The following is a 24,150-nucleotide window of genomic DNA, read 5'->3' as shown; positions in this document are numbered from 1 at the left end:
GGCCTCGGCGGGGCGGGCTCACGCCGGCGCGACCGCATTCCAGGGCAGCGTGGCCTCACCCAGCTGCCAGCGCGATCGCTCGAGGACGGGCCACCCCGCGCTGTGAAGCGCCGACAGCGCCGTGCGCCAGCGATGCACGGGGCCGAACGGCGACACGTTCGCGGCACGCTCCCACTCGTCGTCCAGCGCCGTGAGGAACGCGTGCACGCGCTCACCGGGGACGTTGCGGTGGATGAGCGCCTTGGGCAGCCGCTCAGCGGCGACGGAAGGCCTCTCCAGTCCCGCCAGGCGCAGCGACACCGTGAACGTGCGGGGCACGGCGTCGGGTCCGATCGCCGCCCAGGTCGCGATGCGGCCGAGCTCGTCGCACGTGCCCTCGACGAGGAGGCCGCCCGGTGCGAGGCGGGTCGCCATCGAGCGCCACGCCGCCGGGACATCGGCCTGGTCGTACTGGCGCAGCACGTTCATCGCCCGGATGATCGCCGGGCGGCGCCCGCCGGCGACGGGCACCTCGAACCCGCCGCGCGCGAAGGACACGTGCGCGTGCGGGGCGAACGGCGTCGATCCCGCCCGCACGCGTTGCAGCTGTGCCCGGGCACCTCTCACGCGGGCAGGGTCGATCTCGAGGCCGAGCACCTCGACGTCGGCCCGCGCCGCCGCGAGCCGCGTCCACAGCTCGAACGCCGTCACGCCGCTCGCCCCGTAGCCGAGATCGATGACGAGCGGGTCAGCGGCACGACGCAGCACCGGGTGCCGGGCGATCCAGCGGTCGACACGCCGCAGGCGATTGGTGCCCGTGGTGCCGCGCGTGATCTGTCCGACCACCGGCCCAGCCGGGGGTCGGACAGAGCTCACGATTCCATCGTGCCATCGGCCGCCTGGGAGCCCGCGTGGAGCGTGACGGGACGTCATCGGCCGGGAGAGGCCGCGCCTGCGCCGATATCATGGGGCGCATGACCGCGCCCTACACGCTGATCCTCCTCCGACACGGCCAGAGCGAGTGGAACAAGACCAACCAGTTCACCGGCTGGGTCGATGTCCGCCTCACCGACCAGGGCAAGGCCGAGGCCCAGCGCGGCGGCGAGCTGCTCGCCGAGTCCGGGATCCTGCCCGATGTGCTGCACACCTCGGTGCTCAGCCGAGCCATCCAGACCGCCGACATCGCGCTGGATGCCGCCGACCGGCTGTGGATCCCCGTGAAGCGGTCGTGGCGACTGAACGAACGCCACTACGGCGCGCTGCAGGGCAAGGACAAGGCGCAGACGCTCGAAGAGTTCGGACAGGAGCAGTTCATGCTCTGGCGCCGTTCCTACGACGTGCCGCCGCCGCCCCTGCCGGCCGATGATCAGTACAGCCAGGTGGGCGACCCCCGCTACGTCGGCATCGACGGCGAGGTGCCCGACACCGAATCGCTCAAGCTCGTGATCGACCGCATGCTGCCCTACTGGCACAGCGACATCGTGCCCGACCTGAAGGCGGGCAAGACGGTGCTGGTCACCGCGCACGGCAATTCCCTGCGCGGCCTGGTCAAGCACCTCGAGGGCATCAGCGACGCGGACATCGCGGAACTGAACATCCCCACCGGGATCCCCCTGGTGTATCGCCTGGACGAGAACCTCGTGCCGCTCGGACCGGGGGAGTACCTCGACCCCGAGGCCGCCGCCGCCGGCGCCGCCGCGGTCGCGAACCAGGGCAACCGCTGACGGCCGGAGAACGTCGAAGAGCGGATGCCCTCCCCACGGGGCATCCGCTCTTCTTCTTCGTGGCCACCGCGACGCGCCGCGGCAGGGCACGCTAGGCCGACGGCGTGATGATGCCGATGGCGTCGGTCGAGCTGGTCCAGTCGCCGGTCGAGAGGTAGGCGACCTTCTTGGCCACCGAGACCGCGTGATCGCCGAAGCGCTCGTGGTACCGGCTTGCGAGGGTCGCGTCGACCGTTGCGGCCGCCTCGCCCTGCCAGCTGTCGCTGAGGACCTTCTCGAACACCGAGACGTGCAGGTCGTCGAGCCGGTCGTCGGCGTTGCGGATCTCGTCGATGAGCTCGCCATCCTGCGTGCGCAGCAGCTCCGCCAGTTGCCGTGCGACCTGGACGTCGAGCTCGCCCATCTTCAGGAACGTCGACTTCAGGCCCTTCGGGATCGCACGCTCGGGGAAGCGCATGCGCGTCAGCTGCGCGATGTGCTCGGCGATGTCGCCCATCCGCTCCAGCGACGCGCTCATGCGCAGGGCGCTCACGACGATGCGCAGGTCACGTGCCACGGGCTGCTGGCGCGCGAGGATCTCGATCGCCAGCTCGTCGAGGGCGATGGCCTTCTCGTCGATGACCGCGTCGGCCTCGATGACCTCCTCCGCCAGGGCGACATCGCTCGTGCCGAATGCCCGCGTCGCCTTGTCGATGGCGACCGTGACGAGCTCGGCGATCTCGACCAGACGCCCCTGCACGTCCTCGAGGGACTGGTGGAAGACTTCGCGCATTCGAGTGCACCTTTCCTGGTTCCCGGGAGGCTGACGCCTGCGCCCCGGTGATTGTCGTCAGGGAAGGTTAACGGATGGTGCTGCGCCGGTGAACAGTGGCGGGATCCTGCGGCGTCGGCTCCCTCGGCGTCGCGGCGGGCCGCAGCCGTGCCCGTACGCTGGTGCCATGGACACGACGCAGCTCGCGCTGCTCGCCCTCGTCGCGGGAATCATCATCGGCGGTTCGATCTGCGCCGTCGTGGTCGCGGCGTTCCGGGCGCGTGCGCGAGCCCGCGCCGTGACGTCGGTGGAGATCCCCGACGGCGTGCGCGGAGTGCTCCACGGGATGGACGACGCGGCCCTCGTCGTCGACGCGTCGTTCACCGTTCTGGCTTCGTCGTCGCCCGCTGCGGCGTTCGACCTGGTCGAGGGCACCGTGCTGCCCACGGACGAATTGCGGTCTCTCGTGCGCCGCGTGCGGACCGGCGACGACGAGGTCGGCCGCGCGGGGGCCACCGAGACGATGCGCCTGCGCCGCGGCGCCCCGCCCGCCGAGCCGCGTCTGGTGGCGGTCCGCGCTTCTCGGATCTCGCCGCGCCTGACCCTCCTCGTGCTGCGCGACATCACCGAGCGTGAGCGGGTGGAGGAGATGCGCCGCGACTTCGTCGCGAACACCAGTCATGAGCTGAAGACGCCGGTCGGCGCTGTCAGCCTGCTCGCCGAGGCGATCGAGTCCGCCGCGGACGATGCGCCCCAGGTGCGGATCTTCGCGGCGCGGCTGCAGGCCGAGGCGTCGCGACTGGCGCTGCTCACGTCGCGCATCATGAACCTCTCTCGCCTGCAGGCGGCCGATCAGCTGCCGGAGCGTGACGTGTCGGTCGACGAGGTCGTGGCGTCGGCGTTGGACGCCCACGCGATCCAGGCCGACTCCGCCGGTGTGGAGGTCGTGCGCGGCGGCGCCCGCGGGCTCTATGTGCGCGGTGACGCCCAAGTGCTCAGCGAAGCGGTCGGCAACCTCATCGCGAACGCCATCGCGTACTCGCCGCAGGGATCCAGCGTCGGCATCGGGGTGAAGTCGGTGGAGGGCATCGTCGAGATCGCGGTGACCGACCGCGGCATCGGGATCTCGGAGGGCGAGCAGGACCGGGTCTTCGAACGGTTCTACCGCGCCGACCCCGCGCGCGCCCGTCGCACCGGAGGGAGCGGCCTCGGCCTGTCGATCGTGAAGCATGCGGTGCAGCGGCACGGTGGTGAGGTGCGGCTGTGGTCGCGCCCGGGGCGCGGCTCGACGTTCACGATCCGGCTTCCCGAGGTCGAGCCGCCGGCGATGGAATCCGAACCCAAGCGGCGACGCAAGAAGAAGCGCCCGGCGACGCCGCCGGATCTGGCCACGGCCCCCACTGCTTCCGTCAGGAATGGAGAAACCGCATGACCCGCGTTCTGATCGTCGAGGACGAGCCGGACCTCGCCGACCCGCTCGCCTACCTCCTTCGCCGGGAAGGGTACGACGTCGAGATCGCCGAGGACGGCCCAGCCGCGTTGACCGCGTTCCGCGAGCGCGGCGCGGACATCGTGCTGCTGGATCTGATGCTCCCCGGGATGCCCGGCACCGAAGTGTGCCGCCAGATCCGGGCCACGTCCGCGGTGCCGATCATCATGCTGACCGCCAAGGACTCCGAGGTGGACATCGTGGTGGGCCTGGAGCTCGGAGCCGACGACTACGTCACGAAGCCGTACTCGGCGCGTGAGCTGCTCGCCCGGATGCGCGCGGTGCTGCGCCGGTTCGCGCAGATGGACGCCGACCTCGAGGACCGTGTGCTGGAGGGCGGGCGCGTCGTCCTGGACATCGACCGGCACACGGTCGCCGTCGACGGCGGCGAGATCAACATGCCGCTGAAGGAATTCGAGCTGCTCGAGGTGCTCATGCGCAACGCGGGCCGTGTGCTCACCAGGGGTCAGCTCATCGACCGGGTGTGGGGGAGCGACTATTTCGGCGACACCAAGACGCTGGATGTGCACATCAAGCGCATCCGCTCGCGCATCGAGAAGAACCCCGGCTCGCCGGAGATGCTGGTGACGGTGCGTGGTCTGGGCTACCGCTTCGAGGGGTGAGCCGCGATGATGCGAAGAAGAGGGCGCCCCGACCGGGGCGCCCTCTTCTTCACGTCTGCGCGCTCGCTCAGGGAACGAGCGGCGCCAGGTAGTTGAGCTCGCCGTCCAGCACGGGCACAGAGACGAGTACGCCCTCGGCGTCGCCGGACTGGAAGAACGCCGTCATGTCGGTGCCGGGCAGGGCGTCGAGGTCTTCGATGAGCAGCGGCTCGTCATCCTCCGAGCCGAGGCTGACCGTGGTGTTGGCCGGAACCCGCACCGTCAGGGCACTCGTGCGGCTCTCGCTGAGCTCGACGGTGAGGGTGTGCGCCTCGTCGGTCTGGTTGATGAGCGCCGCGACGAAGTTGCCCTCGGTGCCGTCTTCGTTGGCCACGATCTGGGCGTTGCGCACCTCGATCGGGCCGGAGCCGTACACGTTGGTGCCTTCGGCGGCCGAGTACTGGATGGTCGTCGACTGCGGCGACACCATGGCGCAGCCGCTCGCACCGACGACGAGGGCGCCACCGATCGCCAGCGACGCGATCACCCGCCGGGTCCGGGGCTCGAGAGCCACCGCGGAACGTCCGTGCGCAAGACCGTTGCGGCGCTGTATCGAGATCACGGATCCTCCCAAGACGGATGACGGTTCTCCAGCATTCTAGGGGCTCGCGCGCGGGCGCGCGGATCACCCACCGCGCGGGTGCGGGGCCGTCACCAGGGGGAGGGCGGAGAACCTTAGCGTATTTCTCCTGTGGTATCCTGGAGGTTGCCGAAAGGACATAACTCCATGCTTTTTGAGGTTGGCGAGACGGTCGTCTACCCCCACCACGGGGCGGCAACGATCATCGAGGTCAAAGACCGGATCATCAAGGGCGAGACGAAGAAGTACCTGAAGCTGAACGTCACGCAGGGTGATCTCATCATCGAAGTCCCCGCAGAGAACGTCGACCTGGTCGGCGTCCGCGATGTCATCGGCAAGGAGGGCCTCGACAAGGTCTTCGAGGTGCTGCGCGCTCCCTTCACCGAGGAGCCCACGAACTGGTCGCGGCGGTACAAGGCGAACCTCGAGAAGCTCGCCTCCGGCGATGTGATCAAGGTCAGCGAGGTCGTGCGCGACCTGTGGCGTCGAGACCAGGACCGCGGTCTGTCGGCGGGTGAGAAGCGCATGCTCGCCAAGGCGAAGCAGATCCTGATCTCCGAGCTGGCGCTCGCCGAGAAGACCGACGAGGAACAGGCCAGCGTCCTGCTGGACGAGGTCCTCGCCAGCTGAGACATCCGAAACGGCGCCCCACGGGGCGCCGTTTCGCTGTGTGCGCGAACAGGCATGCGCACCCGGCGCGATAGCGTGAGCGGGTGAGCATCACTCCCGTGCCGCGTGTCGGCGTGATCGTGGTGGCAGCCGGGTCGGGCACGCGACTGGGTGCCGGTGAACCCAAGGCGTTCGTCGGCATCGACGGGCGCAGCATCCTGCGCCACGCGCTGGACGGCGTGTTCGACGCGCCTTCGGCCCACGTCGTGGTGGTCGCCCCGCCCGGACGCGAGGGCGACGCCCTGAGTGAGGCGCTGGCCGCCTCGGGGGATCGTCGCGACCTGGTGTCGGTGGTCGCCGGCGGTGGCACCAGGCAGGCGTCGGTCGCGGCGGGCCTGCAGGCGCTGTGGGCCGACGTCGACATCGTGCTCGTCCACGACGCGGCGCGCGCGCTGACGCCGCCGGAGGTGTTCGCGCGCGTCATCGCCGCCGTCGAGGACGGCGCGGCCGGTGCGATCCCGGTGCTGCCGGTGATCGACACGATCAAGCGCGTCGCCGGTGACGAGATTCTCGGCGCGGTCGACCGGGCCGAGCTGGCCGCCGCGCAGACGCCGCAGGGCTTCCGCCGGGACGTGCTGGATGCGGCATACGAGGCCGCCACCCGGGACTACACCGATGACGCCGCCCTCGTCGCCGAGGCGGGGCATGCCGTGGCGGCCGTGCCGGGGCATCCGCTCGCCTTCAAGATCACCACGGCGGCCGACCTGGATCGTGCGCGGCACCTGCTCGCGGCGCCCACCGCTCACCTGCCGGCCCGACTCGAGAACACGCCGCTTCCGCCGCGCGTGGGCGTGGGCACCGACGTGCACGCGTTCGGGGGCGAGGGCGCGCTGTGGCTGGCCGGCCTGGAATGGCCGGGGGAGCCCGCGCTGTCTGGTCACTCGGACGGGGATGCGGTCGCCCATGCGATCGTCGACGCGCTCCTGTCGGCGGCAGGGTTGGGCGACATCGGCACGCACTTCGGAACCGACCACCCGGAGTACGCGGGCGCGCACGCCGACGCGTTCCTCACGCGGACGGCAGGACTGCTGGGCGAGGCCGGCTGGCGGATCGGGAACGTCTCGGTGCAGGTGCAGATGAACCGGCCGCGATTCGCCGCGCGCCGTGCCGAGGCGCAGCGCGTGCTGTCGGAGGCGCTGGGTGGCGCGCCGGTGTCGGTGACGGCGACGACGACCGACGGCCTCGGTTTCGCGGGCCGTGGCGAGGGCGTCTCGGCCTTCGCGGTCGCGCTCGTCATCCCGGCGTGATCCTTACCGTTCAGGACGACGGCGGGCGTCAGAGCGCGCGCGTCATGAAGACCGAGAACGGGTCGGGAGCGTAGTCGCCGAACGGAGGGCAGGGAGCGAAGCCCTCGGACTCGTACAGGCGCTGCGCCGGTGTGAACTCTTTCGTCGCGCCGGTCTCGAGCCAGAGGCTGGCCATTCCCCGGGCACGGGCGTCGGCGATGATGTGCTGCAGCAGAGCGCGACCGACCCCGGTGCCCAAGAAGCGGCCGTCCACGCGCATCGACTTGATCTCGCCGCGCGCACCGTCCAGCGCCTTCAGAGCGCCGACACCCGCCAGCTCGGCATCGACCCACACCGACCAGACCGTCACTGAGGGGTGACGCAAAGCATCCAGATCCAGCGCGTGCACGCTCTCGGGAGGCGAGCTCTCGTGCATCCCGGCCAGGTGGGAGGCGATGAGGCGCCTCGTGGCCTCACCGCTCAGATCGTCGATGCGGATGTCGATGGTGCGCTGCATGTCGCCGCCCAGTGTGCCAGCCTCGCGTTGCGGGGAGGTTTCGCAGCGGAGTTCACGCCTCCACCGCGAACGGTGCCGGGTCGCGCGGAGCGCGCGAGCCCCAGGCCAGCAGCCCCAGGCCCGCCGCCAGCACCATGAGTCCCACGATCGCCAGAGCCGACAGGCGCTCGCCCAGCACGACGATGCCCAGCACGCTCGCCGTCAGCGGTTCGCCCAGCGTGAGGGTCGCTGCCGTCGCCGCCGTCAGTCCGCTCAGCCCCCATGTGAACAGCACGTACGCGACGGCGATCGTGGCCAGTCCCAGCCAGATCGCCATGACGAGGCCCGCGGGCGCCCCGAGCCACGCGAGGTCGACGAAGGGCAGGGCGAAGGCGCACAGGACGGCGGAGCTCGCGCCCATCCCGCCCACAACGGTGAACGGATCCCAGCCGTCATCGAGCAGGCGGCGCTGCGCGTTGGCGATCACGGCGAACGACGCGCCGGCCCCCACGGAACCGGCAAGGCCCAGCGGATCGGTGCCGCCGGAAGCACCCCCGCCGAACCCGAGCAGCACGACGCCGATCGTGGCCAGCGCCGTGGCTCCCATCCACGTCGGTGTCGGCATCCGCCGGGTGAGCGCCCACTCCAACAGGCCCGCGAGGATCGGTGCCGAGCCCAGCGCGACGACGGTGCCCACCGCGACGCCGTTGCGAGCGGTGCCCAGGAAGAAGAGCGGCTGGTACAGCGCCAGGCACGCGCCGGTGAGCACGATGAGGCCGAGCGGGCGCAGGCCGCCGCGGCCAGGGGCGAGCGATCGCAGTGTCGGGGCATCCTTGTCGGTCCGGCGGCGGGCGTGCCGAGCGGCGAGCGTGAAGGCGATGAGCGCCAGCGCGGTCCCGCCGATCACCATGCGCATCACCCCGATCGACAGGGGAGTCGTTCCCTCGGGGCCGAGTGCCTGAGAGGTGCCTGTCGTCCCGAACAGCACGGCGGCGGCGAGGACGGCGAGAACGTGCACCCTCCAGTTCTAGCGGCTGGGACGCAGGGTCGTCGCATTCGCCCGGGCTCGGGGGGCGGGCAGGTGGCCGCCGGTAGGCTGGTGCGGTGACGGTTCAGCTCTATGACACCAAGGCGCAGGCCCTGCGCGAGTTCGTGCCGCTCGACCCCGGAAACGTCACGATCTACGTCTGCGGTCCCACCGTGCAGTCCGGGCCCCATATCGGGCACCTGCGGGGGGCGCTGAGCTTCGACATCCTGCGTCGCTGGCTCGCACACCGGTACGGCCGCGTCACATTCGTCCGCAACGTCACCGACATCGACGACAAGGTGCTCGCGAACGCGACCGACACCGAGCCGTGGTGGGCACTGGCGTACCGCATGGAGCTGGAGTTCACCCGCGCGTACACGGCGATCGGCATCCTCCCGCCGACGTACGAGCCGCGGGCCACGGCCTCCATCCCGCAGATGCAGGAGATCATCCAGCGGCTCATCGATGCCGGACACGCGTATGCCGCGCCGTCCGGAACCGGGGGAACGGATGCCGCAGGCGATGTCTACTTCGACGTCCGATCCTGGCCCGACTACGGGTCGCTGACCCGGCAGAGTCTGGATGCCATGGAGCCGGCCGCCGATGCCGATCCGCGCGGCAAGCGTGATCCGAGGGACTTCGCCCTGTGGAAGGGCGCCAAACCCGACGAGCCGTCGTCGGCCGCGTGGGAGTCCCCCTGGGGACGAGGCCGGCCCGGTTGGCACATCGAATGCTCCGCCATGTCGCGCCGCTATCTCGGCCCGGAGTTCGACATCCACGGCGGCGGGCTGGACCTCCGCTTCCCGCATCATGAGAACGAGCTGGCCCAGTCGACCGCTGCCGGTGACGGGTTCGCGCGGTATTGGGTGCACAACGGCCTGGTGACCGTCGGCGCACAGAAGATGTCGAAGTCGCTGTTCAACTTCATCCTCGCCGAGGACGTCCTGCGCGAGCGCGACCCGCTCGTCGTCCGCTACGCGTTGGCCGCGGCCCACTACCGCTCGAATCTCGACATCACGGCCTCGAGCTTCGACGAGGCCGAGGCGGCGATCGCCCGCATCCGCACCTTTCTGGAGCGCGCCGCGCGCACCCTCCGTGACGACACGGACGACGTGCGCCTGGAGGCGCAGGTGCCGGAGGCGTTCGCGGCGGCGCTGGACGACGATCTGGGCGTGCCCCAGGCCCTGGCGGTGCTCCATGAGACCATCCGCGACGGGAACAGCGCCCTCGACGACGGCGACCGCGAGGCGGCGCTGCGCGCCTTCGCCGACGTCGCCGTCATGAGCGGCGTGCTCGGCATCGACCCGCTCGACCCGCAGTGGCGGTCGGCGGATGCGTCGGCTGAGGCATCGGCTCTCGACGCGCTGGTCCGCACCATGATCGCGCAGCGCGCCGACGCGCGGGCCGCGAAGGACTGGGCGAGCGCCGACCGCATCCGCGATGCCATCGCCGCAGCAGGCATCGCGCTGGAAGATTCCCCAGACGGAACACACTGGAGCTTGATCGATGGCTAAGCCGACACGCCCCGGGGCGGGCAACAGCAAGAAGAAGGGTGCCATGAAGGGCACCGGCGGACACGGCCGCAAGTCCCTGGAAGGCAAGGGGCCGACGCCGAAGGCCGAGGACCGCGCCTGGCACGTCGCCGGCAAGCGCAAGGCGGCCGCCGAGCGGTACGCCGCCGCGGGCGGTCGCGGCAAGCCCGGGCAGCGTCCGCCGCAGGGCTCCAACCCCAACCGCTCGGGCCGCTCCAAGAGCGACGACACCGAGACGGTGACGGGGCGCAACTCCGTACTGGAGGCACTGCGCGCGCGAATCCCGGCGACCGCGCTCTACATCGCGCAGCGCGTCGAGATGGATGACCGCGTCAAGGAGATGCTCGCGATCGCCACTCACCGCGAGATCTCGGTGCTCGAGGTCACCCGCCCGGAGCTGGACCGCATGGCGGGCATCGACGGCGTCCACCAGGGCGTCGCGCTGAAGGTGCCGCCGTACGAGTACGCGCACCCGCAGGACCTCCTGGAGCAGGTGGTCGACCGCGGCCAGGTGCCGCTGCTGGTCGCGCTGGACGGGGTCACCGATCCGCGCAACCTGGGCGCCATCATCCGGTCGACGGCCGCCTTCGGCGGTCAGGGCGTCATCGTGCCGCAGCGCCGGTCGGCCGGGGTCAACTCCGCCGCCTGGAAGACGAGCGCGGGCGCCGCCGCGCGTATCCCGGTCGCCGTGGCGGCCAACCTCACCACCACGCTCAAGGAGTTCAAGAAGCAGGGCGTGTTCATCCTCGGACTCGATGGCGGCGGCGACGTGTCGCTGCCCGCCCTGCAGCTGGCCGATCGCCCCGTCGTCATCGTGGTGGGCTCCGAGGGCAAGGGGCTGTCGCGTCTGGTGACCGAGACGTGCGACCAGATCGTCTCCATCCCGATCTCGGCGTCGACCGAGTCGCTCAACGCCGGCATCGCGGCATCCGTCGCCCTCTACCAGGTGGCGACGCTCCGCAGCGCGCCCCCGGCGTGACGCGCCCCGACGCATTCACGGGAATGAAGCGGCCGGAGAGCCGCTTGTCTCACGCGAGGCCGGACAGGCGCCGGCACGACGACTGATCGAAAGGTACGACATGGCACGCATCGCCGTCATCGGAGGCTCGGGGTACGCCGGGCGTCACATCGTCGCCGAGGCGGTGAATCGCGGGCACAGCGTGCTCGCGATCGCCCGCCGCATCCCCAGCGAGCGCCACCAGGGCGCCGTGTACATCGAGGGGTCGCTGACCGACGTCCCGGACCTCCTGACGCAGCTGGAGGGCGTCGATGTCGTCGTGTCGGCGGTCGCGCCGCGTGGCGACATGCTGGGCCTGGTGCGCCCGAACATCGAGGCGCTCGTCTCGCTCCTTCCCGAGGGCGTCCGCATCGGTGTGATCGGCGGGGCCGGCGGAAGCCTTGTCGAGCCGGACGGCGAGCGTGTGGTCGACCAGCCCTCCTTCACCGAGGAGTACAAGCCCGAGGCGCTGGAGGCCATCGGCATCCTGGAGGACCTGCAGCAGGCTCCGGAATCGGTCGACTGGTTCTACGTGCACCCGGCGGGCGGCTTCGGCCAGTGGAACCCGGGTGAGCGCACCGGGTCGTACCGCACCGGCGGAGACGTGATCGTCACCGACGCCGAGGGCGAGTCGTTCATCTCCGGCGCGGACTTCGCCGTGGCGATCCTCGACGAGATCGAGAACCCGCGCCACGCGCGCGCACGCTTCACCGTCGGATACTGATTCCGCGCGCCGCTCGGCGGCCGGGCACCGGTCGCCGAGCGGTCAGACCAGGTCGCGCCAGTCGACCTGCTCGTCCTCGTCCTCGAGCACCGGATTGGGCGAGGTGATGACCGACAGCGACACCGTTTCGGTCGGCGGACCCATGAGAGTCGCCTCGTCGCGACGATGGCGCAGCACGTTGTCGATGTAGCTGGTCAGCGCCTCGGCCAGCGGCACGGATTTGCCGTTGGCCTGCGACAGGTACCAGCGGTGCTCCAGGAGCTGGTGGAAGACCTCGGCGGGCTCGAGCTTGGAGCGCAAGTCCCACGGGATCGCCTTCACGACCGGTTCGAACACGCGCGTCAGCCACTCGTGGGCCACCATCTCCTCATCCGAACCCAGCCGAGAGACGCGGGCACGGAACTCGTCGAGGTCGTTCAGCAGGCGACGGGCCTGGTTCTCCTCCACGTCGAGGCCGGTCAGGCGCAGCAGACGGCGTTGATGATGACCGGAGTCGACGACCTTGGGCTGGATCGACACCCTGGTGCCGTCGACGGTGGTGTGGATGGACATCTCGCCGATGTCGAACCCGAGGTCGTTGAGTCGCTGCACGCGCTCGGTGATGCGCCACGCCTCGTCGGCCCCGAACGTCTCCTCGTCGGTGAGCGCGGCCCACAGCGAGTGGTAGGACGACACGATGCCGTCGGCGATGGCGATGGCGTCCACGCCGCCCTCGAGCCGTCCGCCGGCCTCGAGGTCCATGATCTCGCCGGCGATGTTCGTGCGGGCGACGTCCAGATCGTGGGCGCGCTGACCGGGCGTCAGGCCGCCCTCATGCAGCTCGCCGGTCTCGGCGTCGACGAGGTACGCGGCGAAGGCCCCCGCGTCGCGCCGGAAGAGGGTGTTGGACAGCGACACGTCGCCCCAGAAGAACCCCACGTTGTGCAGGCGCACCAGCAGCAGGGCCAGGGCGTCCACGAGGCGCGTGGCGGTGTCGGGTCGCAGCACCTGGGTGAACAGGGCCCGGTAGGGGAGCGAGAACTTCAGGTGCGCGGTCACCAACGCTGCCGGAAGCGGCTCGCCGGCGGCATCCGCCCGCCCCGCTATCACCGCCACCCGCTCCACGCACGGCACGTCCAGGCGGGCGAGGTTGCCGAGCATGTCGTACTCGCGCTGCGCCATGGCCTGCGTCGTCTCCTTGATGGCCACGACGCGTCCCGAGAGGTTCGCGAACCGCACGAGATGGCGGGAGATGCCCTTGGGCAGGAACACGATGTGATCCGACGACCAGTCGCCCAGCGGCGTGGACCACGGCAGGGCCAGCAGCCCCGGATCGACGCTGCTGGCGGTGATGCTCAGGGCCTCGTGCACATCATCTCCTGGAAACGGCGCGACGGCGCGGGGGGCTCACCCACCCGCGCCGTCGCGATGCGATCTCTGCGGTTACGCCGAAGCGATCGCCTTGTCGGTGAGGCGCTCGCCCGACTCGATGTCGAACACGTGCACGTGTCCGGGGATCGGAGCCAGCGTGACCTTGTCGCCGGCCATCGGGTGACGGCGGCCGTCGACGCGGGCGACGATGTCGGTGCGCTTGCCGCCCAGGTCGGCGTGGCCGTAGAGGTAGCCGTCGGCGCCGAGCTCCTCGACGAGGTCGACGACCACCTGCAGGCCCTGGCCGTCCTCCGGGGCGACCTGGATGTCCTCGGGGCGGACACCGATGGTGACCTCGGCGCCGTGCGCCTTGCCCAGCGTGTCGGCCTCGACACCCACGACCTTGTCGCCGAACTGAACGCCGCCCTCGGCGATACTGGCCGGGAAGAGGTTCATGGCGGGGGAGCCGATGAAGCCGGCGACGAACACGTTGTTCGGCTTCTCGTACAGGTCGCGCGGGGTGCCGACCTGCTGCAGCAGGCCGTCCTTGAGGACCGCGATGCGGTCACCCATGGTGAGGGCCTCCGTCTGGTCGTGCGTCACGTAGACGGTGGTGACGCCGAGGCGGCGCTGCAGCGAAGCGATCTGCGTGCGGGTCTGGACGCGCAGCTTGGCGTCGAGGTTCGACAGCGGCTCGTCCATGAGGAACACCTGCGGCTGGCGGACGATGGCGCGACCCATGGCGACGCGCTGACGCTGACCACCCGAGAGGGCCTTCGGCTTGCGGGTGAGGTACTGCTCGAGGTCGAGGAGCTTGGCAGCCTCGAGGACGCGCGCGGCACGCTCCTCCTTGCCGACGCCGGCGATCTTGAGCGCGAAGCCCATGTTCTCGGCGACGGTCATGTGCGGGTACAGCGCGTAGTTCTGGAAGACCATCGCGATGTCGCGGTCCTTCGGCGGGACGTCGGTGACGTCACGGTCGCCGATGAGGATGCGGCCGGAGTTGACCTCTTCGAGGCCGGCCAGCATGCGCAGCGACGTGGACTTGCCACAGCCGGACGGGCCCACGAGGACGAGGAACTCGCCGTCTCCGACCTCGAGGTTGAGCTTGTCCACTGCGGGGCGCGTGCCCCCGGGGTACAGGCGGGTTGCGTTGTCAAACGTGACGGACGCCATGTTCTCTTCTCCTTCACCGGCAGGTACGTGCCGGACGATCCGTAGTGATGGAATGAGCGGGGGCTTTCCCGCGCGCCCGCCATCGGGCGCAGGAACAGTATGACACGGCCCGCGCGGAGGTTGCGTCTGGGCATTTCCCAGGGTGGCTGACTACCATCGTGGACGGCCGCTTTCCCGTGCGGCTACTGTGATCATCTGGTCGGGCCGACCATCGGCACCGTCCGCTCCGAGAGGTTCCATGTCGAGCGACGAGTCATCGAACGCTGCGTCCAGCGAGCGGCGCGACGCCGTGCGCGAGAAGGCGCAGCAGGTGAAGGCCCGCCAGTCGCGCGCCCGCGTCATCCGCCGTACCGCCCTCGCGGTTGCCGTCGCTGCCGTCGTGGCGATCGTGGCGGTGGTGGTGACCTGGACCGTCTCGTCGAGCGCGTCCCGGCCCATGATGAGCCCCGCCAACGGCGTCGACGACGGCTTCATGGTGACCGGGGTTCAGGGCCTGGGCGTCGCTTCCGAGCCCGCCGACCCCGAGGGCGCGCCGCAAGGCGAGGCCGGCCCGACGCCCACCCCGACCGAAGCCGCGCCCGCACCGACACCGACACCGACCGAGACGGAGAACCCCGCGGTCGACATCCGGGTCTATGTGGACTACCTCTCGACCGGCTCCCGCGAGTTCCAGCTGGCGAACATGAAGCAGCTGTCGGAGTGGGTGGACGACGGTGCCGCGACGCTCTCGTACTACCCGGTGGCCATGCTGACGGCGAAGTCCAACGGCACCAAGTATTCGCTGCGGGCCGCGGGTGCCGCTGCGTGCGTGGCGCAGAACTCGCCCGACTACTTCTTCGCGTTCAACGACGCCCTGCTCCGCGAGCAGCCCGACGTGAACACCGACGGCCACAGCGACGAGGAGCTGGCTGCGCTCGCCACCGCGACCGGGCTCGACCATTCCACGATCGTGAAGGCGTGTATTTTGAACCAGACGTACGCCTCGTGGGCCAAGACGGCCACCGAGCGCGCGCTGAAGGAGCTGCCCGGCACCGACGGCATCGCGCTGACGACCACCCCGATGGTGCTCGTCAACGGCACCCAGTACGTGGGGAAGCTCGACGACCCGAAGGAGTTCGCGCAGTTCGTGCTGACGATCGCGAGCGACTCCTACTACAAGGCGAGCCCGACCCCCACGCCCACCACCACTGCCACGCCCACGCCGGCGTCGTGACGGGCGGAGGCGTGCGCGCCGCTAGACTGGGCGCTCTGCCGACTTGGCGCAATTGGTAGCGCACCGTACTTGTAATACGGGGGTTACGGGTTCGAGTCCCGTAGTCGGCTCCATGCTGGTCGACTGTCGCACGTGCGATCGGGCGCCTTCCGGCACGGCAAGATGGATGGGGTGACCGCCCGCCGCCTGCCCGCCTGGATCGGCGTCGGGGCGGCCGCCGTGATCGGCATCCTCACCGCCGTGCAGGCGCGCATCAACGGCCAGCTGGGCGCGCGCATCGGCGACGGCTTCGCGGCCGCCGTCATCTCGTTCGGCTCAGGGCTCGTCGTGCTCATCGTGCTGTCGCTGGTGCTGCCGCAGGGCAGACGGGGATTCGCCGCGCTGAGCAAAGGCATGCGGGAGCGCACCATCCCGGTATGGATGCTGTGCGGCGGCGTGGCCGGAGCCCTCTCGGTCGCGACGCAGTCGCTCGCCGTCGGCATCATCGGCGTGGCGCTCTTCACGGTCGGCGTTGTCGCGGGGCAGACGGTCAGCGGCCTCCTGCTGGACCGCTCGGGCATCGGGCCGGCCGGCACCGTCGCGGTCACCCCCGCGCGGCTGATCGGCGGGCTGTTGGCGATGCTCGCGGCGGCGGTGTCGCTGGCCGGGGGAGTGCACGCGCCGCCCGTGTTCGTCATCCTGCCGTTCCTGGTCGGCGCCGGCATCGCCTGGCAGTCCGCCGTCAACGGCCGGCTGCGCCAGCGCGTGGGAACGCCGTTGACGGCCACCCTCGTGAACTTCATCGGCGGCACCGCAGTCCTGGGCATCGCCGAACTCGTGCACACCGGCGTCGCCGGGCCGCCCGCGGCGTATCCGGCCGACGCGTGGCTCTACGTCGGAGGAGTGATCGGAGTGGCGTACATCTTCCTCGCCGCGGCGCTGGTGCCCTACACCGGAGTGCTGCTGCTGGGGCTCGGCACGGTCGTCGGGCAGGTCGTGACCTCCGTCGTCATCGACGCGCTCTGGCCGACCAGCGCCGCACCCAGTCTCGCGCAGTCGCTCCTCATGTCGACGCTCGCGATCCTCTCGGTGGTCGTCGCAGCGGTGCCGTGGCGACGGATGCCGCGATCCGGCCGTTGAGCCCCGCGCAGGGGCTCACGGCATCCGGCTGAGGAACTTCTCCGCGTCGACGGTCTTGCGCCGCTCGGGGCGCGACCGCTCGGGCTTGCCGCCCACGTAGAGCCACCCCAGCAGCTCCTCGTTCTTCTTCAGCCCGTGCGCCTTCGCCACGGCCTTGCTGCGCGTGTAGTGACCGGTGCGCCAGATGACGCCCCAGCCCGCCTCGTCCAGCAGCAGGCTCAGCACATGCGCGACACCGGACGCGACCGCCTCCTGCTCCCACCGCGGCACCTTGTGGCTCTTGCGGTACGAGGCGACGACCGCGATCAGCAGCGGAGCGCGCAGCGGCTTGGACGACGCGCCCTCCTCGCCCTCGGCCTTGTTGATGGCGCGCCCCAGGCGTTCGCGGTCGGCGCCGCGCAGCTCGATCAGCCGCCACGGCTCCAGCGACGAGTGGTCGGCGACCCGGCCCGCGGCCGCGACGAGCTCGAGCAGCTCCTCGTGGGTGGGCGCCTCGTCGTTCACCTTCGACCACGACCGGCGCGCCAGGACGGCGTCGAGGGCTCCGGGCATCAGGCGTCGCCGGCGGGCTGCTCGGGAGTGAACTGCAGCGAGAGCGAGTTCATGCAGTAGCGGTCGCCGGTGGGTGTGCCGAAGCCGTCCGGGAAGACGTGACCCAGGTGCGAGCCGCAGTTGGCGCAGCGCACCTCGGTGCGCACCATGCCGTGGCTGTTGTCCTCGAGCAGCTCGACCGCCTCGGGGCGGATCGACTCGTAGAAGCTCGGCCACCCGCAGTGCGAGTCGAACTTGGTGCCGCTCTGGAACAGCTCCGCACCGCACGCCGCACACGTGTACAGGCCCGCACGGCTCTCATCGAGCAGCTCTCCCGTCCACGGGCGCTCGGTTCCGGCTTCGCGGAGCACCGCGTACTGCTCGGGGGTCAGCTCGGCGCGCCACTGCGCGTCGCTCTTGTCGACGGCGTAGGTCATTGTTCCTCCTCGGCCGGATCTCGGCACCCTCCATTCAACCGCAGCCGATGCCGCGTGGCGCCGCGACCGCCACATCGGCCCGGGGATCCCCGAGCGTTGCGGCAGGATGTGTGCGTGGCCGACGAGACATTCCAGGAGGAGACGCAGGCGGTCATCGCGCGCTTCACCCGATTCGCCCAGGAGGAGGCGCCGGGCCGGTCGGAGCTGTACGCCCACTGGGCGGCCGGAGTGGCCGGCGACGAGACGATCGCGGGCATCCTGGCGCGCATCCCGGCGACGCGGCGCCAGCCGCCGCTCGTCTTCGCCGTCACCCGCATGCTCGGCGCGCCGGAGGGCGCATACCCGGACTGGGCGCGCTGGGTCGCGCAGCATGCCGACGCCGTCGTGGCCGAGGCATCCCGGCGCCGGCTGCAGACGAACGAGCCGCAGCGGTGCGCACCCCTGCTTCCCGCGCTCGCCACGATTCCGGGGCCGCTGGCCCTGCTCGAGGTGGGTGCCAGCGCCGGCCTGTGCCTGTACCCCGACCGGTACTCGTACCGGTACCGCGGCCCGGACGGCGTCGTGGCGCTGGATCCGGCGGACGGCCCGTCGACGGTCGTCCTGGAGAGCGAGATCACCGGAGACGTGCCGTTGCGGATGCCGGAGGTGGTGTGGCGCAGCGGCGTCGACCTCGACCCGCTGGACGCCGCCAGCCCGAGCGACCGGCGGTTCCTCACGAGCCTGGTGTGGCCGGGTGAGAGCGGACGCACCGACCGCATCTCGGCCGCCCTCGACATCGTGGCCGCCGATCCGCCGCTGCTGCATGCCGGCGACGCGTCGGACCCGGAGGTGCTCCGTGGCGCCGCGGCGCTCGCACCCGCGGACGCGACGCTCGTCGTCACGACGCCGGGGGTGCTTCCGCACGTGCCCCGGGCCGGGCGCGAGCGTCTCATCCGGACCGTGCGGGAGCTTCGGGCCGTGTGGGTCACGATCGACCCACCGGCGTTGCACGAGGCGTGGCAGCCCCCGATCCCGGTGGAGGCCTGGGGCGGCTTCGTCCTTGGGCGGGACGGGCAGGCGCTGGCCGCGGTCGATCCGCTCGGCTCGTTCGTGCACTGGCGCGCGTCGTAACGGGGGAAGGCGGACGGCGCCGATTAGCGTGAACGCGTGCCCCTGACCGACCGCGACCGCGCCCTCCTCGACTTCGAGGCGGAGTGGCGACGCCACGCGGGCGCGAAGGAGGAGGCCATCCGCGCCGATCTCGGCATGTCGCCGGCCCGCTACTACCAGCTGCTCGGCCGGCTCATCGACACCGCCGAGGCGCAGGAGCACGACCCGATGCTGGTCAAGCGGCTGCGCCGGCTGCGCGATGCGCGCCTCCAGGAGCGCGCGGCGCGCGCCGCCGACGCCCGCTGATCCGCCATCGGCGCCACGCGGGGCTGTCGCGGAGGGGATGCCGAGCCGGCTCCCGGTAACATCGTCGGGTGCCGACCTCCAGCTTCCCCCGGGATCGCTTCGACGACGTGCCGGAGACGGATCGCGTCGGCGCGCACCGTGCCGAGAACCCCCGCATGCGCGGATGGGTGGTGCTGCTGTGGGCGGCCCTGGCGACGGTCGTGCTCATCGCCGTCGGCATCTTCGGCACCCTGCTGGCGTCCGGGCGCATCGAGCTGGCGCCCACGCCCACGCCGACCGTCACGCCCGCGCCCCAGGTCACTCCCGTCATCGACACCGCCTACGACGTGCTGATCCTCAACGCCACTCCCGAGCAGGGCCTGGCGACCCAGATGAAGGACGTCGTGGTCGGCGCGGGGTGGACGGACGACAAGGTCACCGCCGGGGAAGCAGGATCGCAGGACTTCCCGACGACGACCGTCTTCTACGTGGACCCCGCCGACGAAGCCGCCGCTGCGGGCCTCGCCCAGGTCATCGGCGGCGCCGACATCGAGCAGAGCGACGCCTACCCGGCGAGCTCGCCCGACGCGCGGCAGCTGACCGTCGTGATCGGACTCGACCGCACCCCGGCGGGGCAGTCGCCGTCGCCGACGCCCTGAGCCTCGACGGCTCCGTCCGGATCCCCGCGGCGGCTTGTGTTTCACGTCGGTAAACACTTGTGTGCCTGCGTGTCAACAAGTGACGAAAACGCCGCCGCGCTCTGCCGGCGCCTGCATACGATGAAGCCCTGCACCGCCGGCTACAGGAGATTCGCATGACCCAGGGCACCGTCAAATGGTTCAACGCCGAGAAGGGATTCGGCTTCATCACCGTCGCCGACGGCCAGGATGTCTTCGTCCACTACTCGAACATCGACATGACGGGCTTCCGCGTGCTCGAAGAAGGGCAGACGGTGGAGTTCACCGTCGGCACCGGCCAGAAGGGGCCCCAGGCCGAATCGGTGCGCGTCGTCTGAGACAGACGCCTCCCCGCAGACGCTGCCGGAGACGGGATGCCGTGGCATCCCGTCTCTTCGCGTTCCGCCATCCGTCTGCGCGGCTTGCACTCGATAGGGTCGAGTGCCAGAATGATTTAGCACTCACGTTTGTCGAGTGCTAATACCCAAAGCCAACGTTCCGGAGGGACGCACACACATGGCAAAGATCATCGCTTTCGACGAGGAGGCCCGTCGTGGCCTCGAGCGCGGCCTGAACACCCTGGCCGACGCCGTCAAGGTGACGCTCGGCCCGCGCGGTCGCAACGTCGTGCTCGAGAAGAAGTGGGGCGCCCCCACGATCACGAACGACGGCGTCTCGATCGCCAAGGAGATCGAGCTGGACGACCCGTACGAGAAGATCGGCGCGGAGCTCGTCAAGGAGGTCGCCAAGAAGACCGACGACGTCGCCGGTGACGGCACCACGACTGCGACCGTGCTCGCCCAGGCGCTCGTGCGCGAGGGTCTGCGCAACGTCGCGGCCGGCGCCGACCCCATCTCGCTCAAGCGCGGTATCGAGAAGGCCGTCGCGGCCATCACCGCCGAGCTGCTCGAGTCGGCGAAGGAGGTCGAGTCGAAGGAGCAGATCGCTGCGACCGCTTCGATCTCGGCTGCCGACCCCGAGATCGGCGAGCTCATCGCCGAGGCCATCGACAAGGTGGGCAAGGAGGGCGTCGTCACCGTCGAGGAGTCGCAGACCTTCGGCACCGAGCTCGAGCTCACCGAGGGCATGCGCTTCGACAAGGGCTACATCAACCCCTACTTCGTCACGGACCCGGAGCGCCAGGAGGCGGTCTTCGAGGACCCGTACATCCTCATCGCGAACCAGAAGATCTCGAACATCAAGGATCTTCTGCCCGTCGTCGACAAGGTGATCCAGGACGGCAAGGAGCTCGTCATCATCGCCGAGGACGTCGAGGGTGAGGCGCTGGCCACGCTGGTGCTCAACAAGATCCGCGGCATCTTCAAGTCGGTCGCCGTCAAGGCCCCCGGCTTCGGCGACCGCCGCAAGGCCCAGCTCCAGGACATCGCGATCCTCACCGGCGGCCAGGTCATCACCGAGGAGGTCGGCCTCAAGCTCGAGAACGTCACCCTCGACCTGCTCGGCCGCGCGCGCAAGGTCATCGTCACCAAGGACGAGACGACCATCGTCGAGGGTGCCGGCGACGCCGCCGCCATCGACGGCCGCGTGACCCAGATCCGTCGCGAGATCGAGAACACCGACAGCGACTACGACCGCGAGAAGCTGCAGGAGCGCCTCGCCAAGCTCGCCGGCGGCGTGGCCGTCATCAAGGCGGGCGCGGCCACCGAGGTCGAGCTCAAGGAGCGCAAGCACCGCATCGAGGACGCCGTCCGCAACGCCAAGGCCGCGGTCGAGGAGGGCATCGTCGCCGGTGGTGGCGTCGCGCTCATCCAGTCCGGCAAGAAGGCGCTCGATGGTCTGGAGCTGTCGGGCGACGAGGCGACCGGTGCGAACATCGTCAAGGTCGCGATCGAGGCTCCGCTGAAGCAGATCGCTCTCAACGCCGGTCTCGAGCCGGGCGTCGTGGCCAACAAGGTCTCGGAGCTCCCGCTGGGCCACGGCCTCAACGCCGCCTCGGGCGAGTACGGTGACCTGTTCGCGCAGGGCATCATCGACCCCGCCAAGGTGACCCGTTCGGCGCTGCAGAACGCCGCGTCGATCGCCGGCCTCTTCCTCACCACCGAGGCCGTCGTCGCCGACAAGCCCGAGAAGGTCGCGGCTCCGGCCGGCGACCCGACGGGTGGCATGGACTTCTGATCCGGTAGTCCACGACCGCGTCACCGCGTTCACAGAACGGCCCCTCTTCGGAGGGGCCGTTCTGCGTGCGGCCTCAGCGGAACAGGCTGGTCGTCGCCAGCTCCGTGTCGGCGTACTGCCGGCCCGCAGCGGCCAATGCGGCGTTGATGTGCGCGAGCGACTCCTCCACCTGACGCTGGGTCGCTCGCCATTGTTCGACGACGCCGGCGAACGCCGCCGACGCCGAGCCGGTCCACGATGACTGCAGCTGTGTGAGCTGGGCGAGCATCGCATTCGACTCGGCCTGCAGCCGGTCGATGGTGCCTCGGACGGTGGCAGTGGAGGACAGAAGCGAATCGCTGTCGACGGTGAACACGGCCATGATGTCTCCTCAGGGTGGGGGGCGCGGCCGGATGCCGGACCCGCGATGCCCGCAACGCTAGGCGGCTGGGCACCCGGGAACCGGACGAAGATGCTTCATCTGTGCACGGCGGCGGCGCGACGCTTGCTGGGGAGGAGCCGGCTCACTCCGACGCATCGGTCAGGCGGGGAAGCGGCTGGGTGGGGATGTCGAGGTGCTCGACCGCGTCGCGGGCGTCTGCAAGCGGGAAGGCGACGCGGAAGGTCGCACCACCCCCGGGGGTGTCGGTGACGTCCACCGAGCCGTGCAGGGCTTCCACGATGGACGCGACGATGGACAGCCCCAGTCCCGATCCGCCGGTCTCGCGAGTGCGCGAGTTGTCGGCCCTCCAGAACCGTTGGAAGATCTTCTCCTTGATCTGATCCGGCACGCCTTCGCCGTGGTCGACGACCTCGATCCACCCCATGCGGGCCCGTGGGTCCACGCCCACCCGGAGCTCGATGGGGGAGGCCTCGGCGGTGAACCGCCGCGCGTTGCCGAGCAGGTTCGTCACCACCTGCCGGATGCGGTTCTCATCGCCGAGCACCACGGGCACGAGCGTCTCGGCTGCCGCGGGCGGTTCCGGCTCCGACGGGGGCGCCGGCGGGGTGGTCGCGGCCTCGCCGCTGCCCGGCACCGCAGGGACGGGCTTCGAGCGCCGACGCAGCAGCGACAGCGTGGCCCCCGCCCGCGTGATCGCGGACGGACCGCCGGCGCGGCGCTTGGCCTCGGCCTCGGCCTCGACGGATGCCTCGTCGGGCGTCGGCGCCGGCTCTTCCAAAGTGGTGTCGATGACGGCGACCGGGCGCATCGGCGCCGCGGCTCGCACGTCGAGTGCGGCGTCACGGGCGACGGGTCGAAGGTCGACCGGCCCGATCACCACATCGCGCCGCTCGTCCAGGCGCGCCAGGGCCAATAGGTCCTCGACCAGCAGGCCCATGCGGATCGCCTCCTTCTCGATCCGGTCCATCGACTGTGCGATGTCCTCGTCTCCGCGCACGGCGCCCATCCGGTACAGCTCGGCATAGCCGCGCACCGTCACCAGCGGTGTGCGCAGCTCGTGGCTCGCATCGCCGATGAAACGGCGCATCTGCCGCACCGTGGCATCCCGCTGCGAGATCGCCGCGTCGACGCGGTCGAGCATGGCGTTGATGGCGGTCTTGAGGCGGCCCACCTCCGTGGTCGTGGGCTCGATATCCGTCATCCGCAGACTGAAGTCGCCGCCCGCGATCGCGTCGGCGGTCGATTCCACCTGACCGAGGCTGCGGAAGGTGAGGGTGACGAGGAACCGCGTCGCGAACGCCCCGGCAATGAGGATCACCAGCGCCAGGATCGAATAGATCGCGAGGTAGTTCGCGATCGTGCGGTTCACGCCCGCCAGCGGCACGGCGACCATCTGCGAGTACAGCAGCCCCGCGTTGGGGAACTCCTGGACGGTGACGGTGGCGCGGAACTCGGCATCGCCGTCGACCGAGCGGATGGTGACGAGCTGCAGCTCGTTCGTCTTGGCCAGATCGACGGGGTACTCGTCAGGGAACGCCGGCTGCGGACCGCCCCGGCCGCCGGCGATGGCGACCAGGCCGCCGTCATTGCCGTACACCGCGACGAAGTAGTCGGTCGTCGGCGCGTTGTCCAGCCGCTGCGCGGTCAGATGTCCGTCGTCCACTCCGAGATCGACCAGCGGGCTCGCGGCATCGGTCCGCGCGAGCGCATCGACCTGCGCGTCCACACCGTCGACCAGGGAGGTGCGCAGGAAGACCGCGGTGCCGACGCCGGCGACGATGAGGCCGAGCGCGAGGAGCGCGACAGTGACCCCGGTGACCTTCGCGCGCAGACTCGTGCCGCGCCACCACCGAGTGACCGCATCGGGCTTGTGCGCCAGGTCGCCCCCTCTGTCCGCTC

26 protein-coding genes and 1 tRNA gene are annotated in these 24,150 nt (G+C 70.6%); 16 read left to right on the top strand and 11 right to left on the bottom strand.

Annotated features, from left to right (window positions below; all coding sequences use genetic code 11):
* Positions 1-18: 18 nt before the first annotated feature.
* Complete coding sequence (locus tag C9992_RS16860; protein ID WP_106816807.1) at positions 19-855, bottom strand: methyltransferase domain-containing protein; 837 nt, start codon at positions 853-855, stop codon at positions 19-21.
* Between the two features lie 98 nt (positions 856-953).
* Between C9992_RS16860 and C9992_RS16855 the strand changes: the two genes are divergently transcribed.
* Entirely contained in the window at positions 954-1,703 is a 750-nt protein-coding gene (locus tag C9992_RS16855; RefSeq protein WP_106816878.1) for a phosphoglyceromutase, read from the top strand.
* Between the two features lie 91 nt (positions 1,704-1,794).
* On the opposite strand, the gene phoU is transcribed toward C9992_RS16855, so the two are convergent.
* A complete protein-coding gene (gene phoU, locus C9992_RS16850) occupies positions 1,795-2,475 on the bottom strand; it encodes a phosphate signaling complex protein PhoU (RefSeq protein ID WP_106816806.1) in 681 nt (226 codons plus the stop codon).
* A 166-nt stretch (positions 2,476-2,641) separates the two neighbouring features.
* On the opposite strand from phoU, the gene C9992_RS16845 reads away from it, so the two are divergent.
* Positions 2,642-3,886 (top strand): sensor histidine kinase, encoded by a 1,245-nt coding sequence (locus C9992_RS16845; protein ID WP_106816805.1) that lies wholly within the window; start codon positions 2,642-2,644, stop codon positions 3,884-3,886.
* The gene (locus C9992_RS16840) at positions 3,883-4,566 is read left to right on the top strand and encodes a response regulator transcription factor (protein ID WP_106816804.1); all 684 of its coding nucleotides are present in this window, start codon (positions 3,883-3,885) and stop codon (positions 4,564-4,566) included. The genes C9992_RS16845 and C9992_RS16840 overlap by 4 nt, the downstream gene beginning before the upstream one ends.
* Positions 4,567-4,633: 67 nt before the next feature.
* Here the strand turns inward: C9992_RS16840 and C9992_RS16835 are convergent, their stop codons facing one another.
* Positions 4,634-5,167, bottom strand: coding sequence for a DNA modification methylase (locus C9992_RS16835; RefSeq protein WP_235008304.1), 534 nt, complete (start codon positions 5,165-5,167; stop codon positions 4,634-4,636).
* Between the two features lie 165 nt (positions 5,168-5,332).
* Here C9992_RS16835 and C9992_RS16830 point away from each other — a divergent pair, with 165 nt between their 5' ends.
* Together C9992_RS16830 and ispD are read left to right on the top strand one after the other, a co-directional pair.
* Positions 5,333-5,815, top strand: a complete 483-nt coding sequence (locus tag C9992_RS16830) for a CarD family transcriptional regulator (protein ID WP_106816803.1) — start codon at positions 5,333-5,335, stop codon at positions 5,813-5,815.
* 83 nt (positions 5,816-5,898) lie between these two features.
* Entirely contained in the window at positions 5,899-7,101 is a 1,203-nt protein-coding gene (ispD, locus tag C9992_RS16825; protein WP_106816802.1) for a 2-C-methyl-D-erythritol 4-phosphate cytidylyltransferase, read from the top strand.
* A gap of 28 nt (positions 7,102-7,129) precedes the next feature.
* Here the strand turns inward: ispD and C9992_RS16820 are convergent, their stop codons facing one another.
* Complete coding sequence (locus C9992_RS16820) at positions 7,130-7,597, bottom strand: GNAT family N-acetyltransferase (protein ID WP_106816801.1); 468 nt, start codon at positions 7,595-7,597, stop codon at positions 7,130-7,132.
* A 52-nt stretch (positions 7,598-7,649) separates the two neighbouring features.
* Positions 7,650-8,594, bottom strand: coding sequence for a DMT family transporter (locus C9992_RS16815; protein WP_106816800.1), 945 nt, complete (start codon positions 8,592-8,594; stop codon positions 7,650-7,652).
* An 86-nt stretch (positions 8,595-8,680) separates the two neighbouring features.
* Between C9992_RS16815 and cysS the strand changes: the two genes are divergently transcribed.
* The 3 genes from cysS (at position 8,681) to C9992_RS16800 (ending at position 11,856) form a co-directional block, all read left to right on the top strand.
* Positions 8,681-10,117 carry a cysteine--tRNA ligase gene (cysS, locus tag C9992_RS16810; RefSeq protein WP_106816799.1) on the top strand — a complete coding sequence of 479 codons (1,437 nt, stop codon included), beginning with the start codon at positions 8,681-8,683 and terminating at the stop codon, positions 10,115-10,117.
* The gene (gene rlmB / locus C9992_RS16805) at positions 10,110-11,114 is read left to right on the top strand and encodes a 23S rRNA (guanosine(2251)-2'-O)-methyltransferase RlmB (protein WP_106816798.1); all 1,005 of its coding nucleotides are present in this window, start codon (positions 10,110-10,112) and stop codon (positions 11,112-11,114) included. The genes cysS and rlmB overlap by 8 nt, the downstream gene beginning before the upstream one ends.
* Before the next feature lie 100 nt (positions 11,115-11,214).
* Positions 11,215-11,856 carry an NAD(P)-dependent oxidoreductase gene (locus C9992_RS16800; RefSeq protein ID WP_106816797.1) on the top strand — a complete coding sequence of 214 codons (642 nt, stop codon included), beginning with the start codon at positions 11,215-11,217 and terminating at the stop codon, positions 11,854-11,856.
* A 42-nt stretch (positions 11,857-11,898) separates the two neighbouring features.
* On the opposite strand, the gene C9992_RS16795 is transcribed toward C9992_RS16800, so the two are convergent.
* A complete protein-coding gene (locus C9992_RS16795; RefSeq protein ID WP_106816796.1) occupies positions 11,899-13,206 on the bottom strand; it encodes a DUF4032 domain-containing protein in 1,308 nt (435 codons plus the stop codon).
* Positions 13,207-13,278: 72 nt separating this feature from the next.
* Complete coding sequence (locus C9992_RS16790) at positions 13,279-14,382, bottom strand: ABC transporter ATP-binding protein (protein ID WP_106816795.1); 1,104 nt, start codon at positions 14,380-14,382, stop codon at positions 13,279-13,281.
* 238 nt (positions 14,383-14,620) lie between these two features.
* Between C9992_RS16790 and C9992_RS16785 the strand changes: the two genes are divergently transcribed.
* From C9992_RS16785 to C9992_RS16775, 3 genes are all read left to right on the top strand, one after another.
* On the top strand, positions 14,621-15,595 hold the full coding sequence (locus tag C9992_RS16785) for a DsbA family protein (protein WP_106816794.1): 975 nt from the start codon (positions 14,621-14,623) through the stop codon (positions 15,593-15,595).
* 37 nt (positions 15,596-15,632) lie between these two features.
* Positions 15,633-15,708: transfer RNA gene (locus C9992_RS16780), tRNA-Thr, on the top strand.
* Positions 15,709-15,757: 49 nt separating this feature from the next.
* Complete coding sequence (locus tag C9992_RS16775; RefSeq protein WP_106816876.1) at positions 15,758-16,714, top strand: DMT family transporter; 957 nt, start codon at positions 15,758-15,760, stop codon at positions 16,712-16,714.
* Between the two features lie 15 nt (positions 16,715-16,729).
* On the opposite strand, the gene C9992_RS16770 is transcribed toward C9992_RS16775, so the two are convergent.
* Both C9992_RS16770 and msrB read right to left on the bottom strand, forming a co-directional pair.
* Positions 16,730-17,266 (bottom strand): nitroreductase family protein, encoded by a 537-nt coding sequence (locus tag C9992_RS16770; protein WP_106816793.1) that lies wholly within the window; start codon positions 17,264-17,266, stop codon positions 16,730-16,732.
* Entirely contained in the window at positions 17,266-17,682 is a 417-nt protein-coding gene (gene msrB, locus C9992_RS16765; RefSeq protein ID WP_106816792.1) for a peptide-methionine (R)-S-oxide reductase MsrB, read from the bottom strand. The genes C9992_RS16770 and msrB overlap by 1 nt, the downstream gene beginning before the upstream one ends.
* Before the next feature lie 114 nt (positions 17,683-17,796).
* On the opposite strand from msrB, the gene C9992_RS16760 reads away from it, so the two are divergent.
* The 5 genes from C9992_RS16760 to groL all read left to right on the top strand — a co-directional run bounded on the left by C9992_RS16760 (position 17,797) and on the right by groL (position 21,869).
* Positions 17,797-18,792: a DUF2332 domain-containing protein gene (locus tag C9992_RS16760; RefSeq protein ID WP_106816791.1), complete on the top strand. Its 996-nt coding sequence runs from the start codon at positions 17,797-17,799 to the stop codon at positions 18,790-18,792.
* Positions 18,793-18,828: 36 nt separating this feature from the next.
* The gene (locus C9992_RS16755) at positions 18,829-19,077 is read left to right on the top strand and encodes a DUF3263 domain-containing protein (protein ID WP_106816790.1); all 249 of its coding nucleotides are present in this window, start codon (positions 18,829-18,831) and stop codon (positions 19,075-19,077) included.
* Between the two features lie 68 nt (positions 19,078-19,145).
* Positions 19,146-19,715 (top strand): LytR C-terminal domain-containing protein, encoded by a 570-nt coding sequence (locus C9992_RS16750; RefSeq protein ID WP_106816789.1) that lies wholly within the window; start codon positions 19,146-19,148, stop codon positions 19,713-19,715.
* 155 nt (positions 19,716-19,870) lie between these two features.
* Entirely contained in the window at positions 19,871-20,071 is a 201-nt protein-coding gene (locus tag C9992_RS16745) for a cold-shock protein (RefSeq protein ID WP_106816788.1), read from the top strand.
* Between the two features lie 178 nt (positions 20,072-20,249).
* Entirely contained in the window at positions 20,250-21,869 is a 1,620-nt protein-coding gene (gene groL / locus C9992_RS16740) for a chaperonin GroEL (protein ID WP_106816787.1), read from the top strand.
* 73 nt (positions 21,870-21,942) lie between these two features.
* Here the strand turns inward: groL and C9992_RS16735 are convergent, their stop codons facing one another.
* On the bottom strand, positions 21,943-22,230 hold the full coding sequence (locus tag C9992_RS16735) for a WXG100 family type VII secretion target (protein ID WP_106816786.1): 288 nt from the start codon (positions 22,228-22,230) through the stop codon (positions 21,943-21,945).
* A 142-nt stretch (positions 22,231-22,372) separates the two neighbouring features.
* Entirely contained in the window at positions 22,373-23,977 is a 1,605-nt protein-coding gene (locus C9992_RS16730) for a sensor histidine kinase (RefSeq protein ID WP_235008303.1), read from the bottom strand.
* Positions 23,978-24,150 lie beyond the last annotated feature (173 nt).

The organism is Microbacterium timonense (assembly GCF_900292075.1).
In the GTDB taxonomy this organism is placed as follows: domain Bacteria; phylum Actinomycetota; class Actinomycetes; order Actinomycetales; family Microbacteriaceae; genus Microbacterium; species Microbacterium timonense.
The sequence above is the reverse complement of the archived record's forward strand: the minus strand, read 5'-3'. Positions and strand labels throughout refer to the sequence as shown.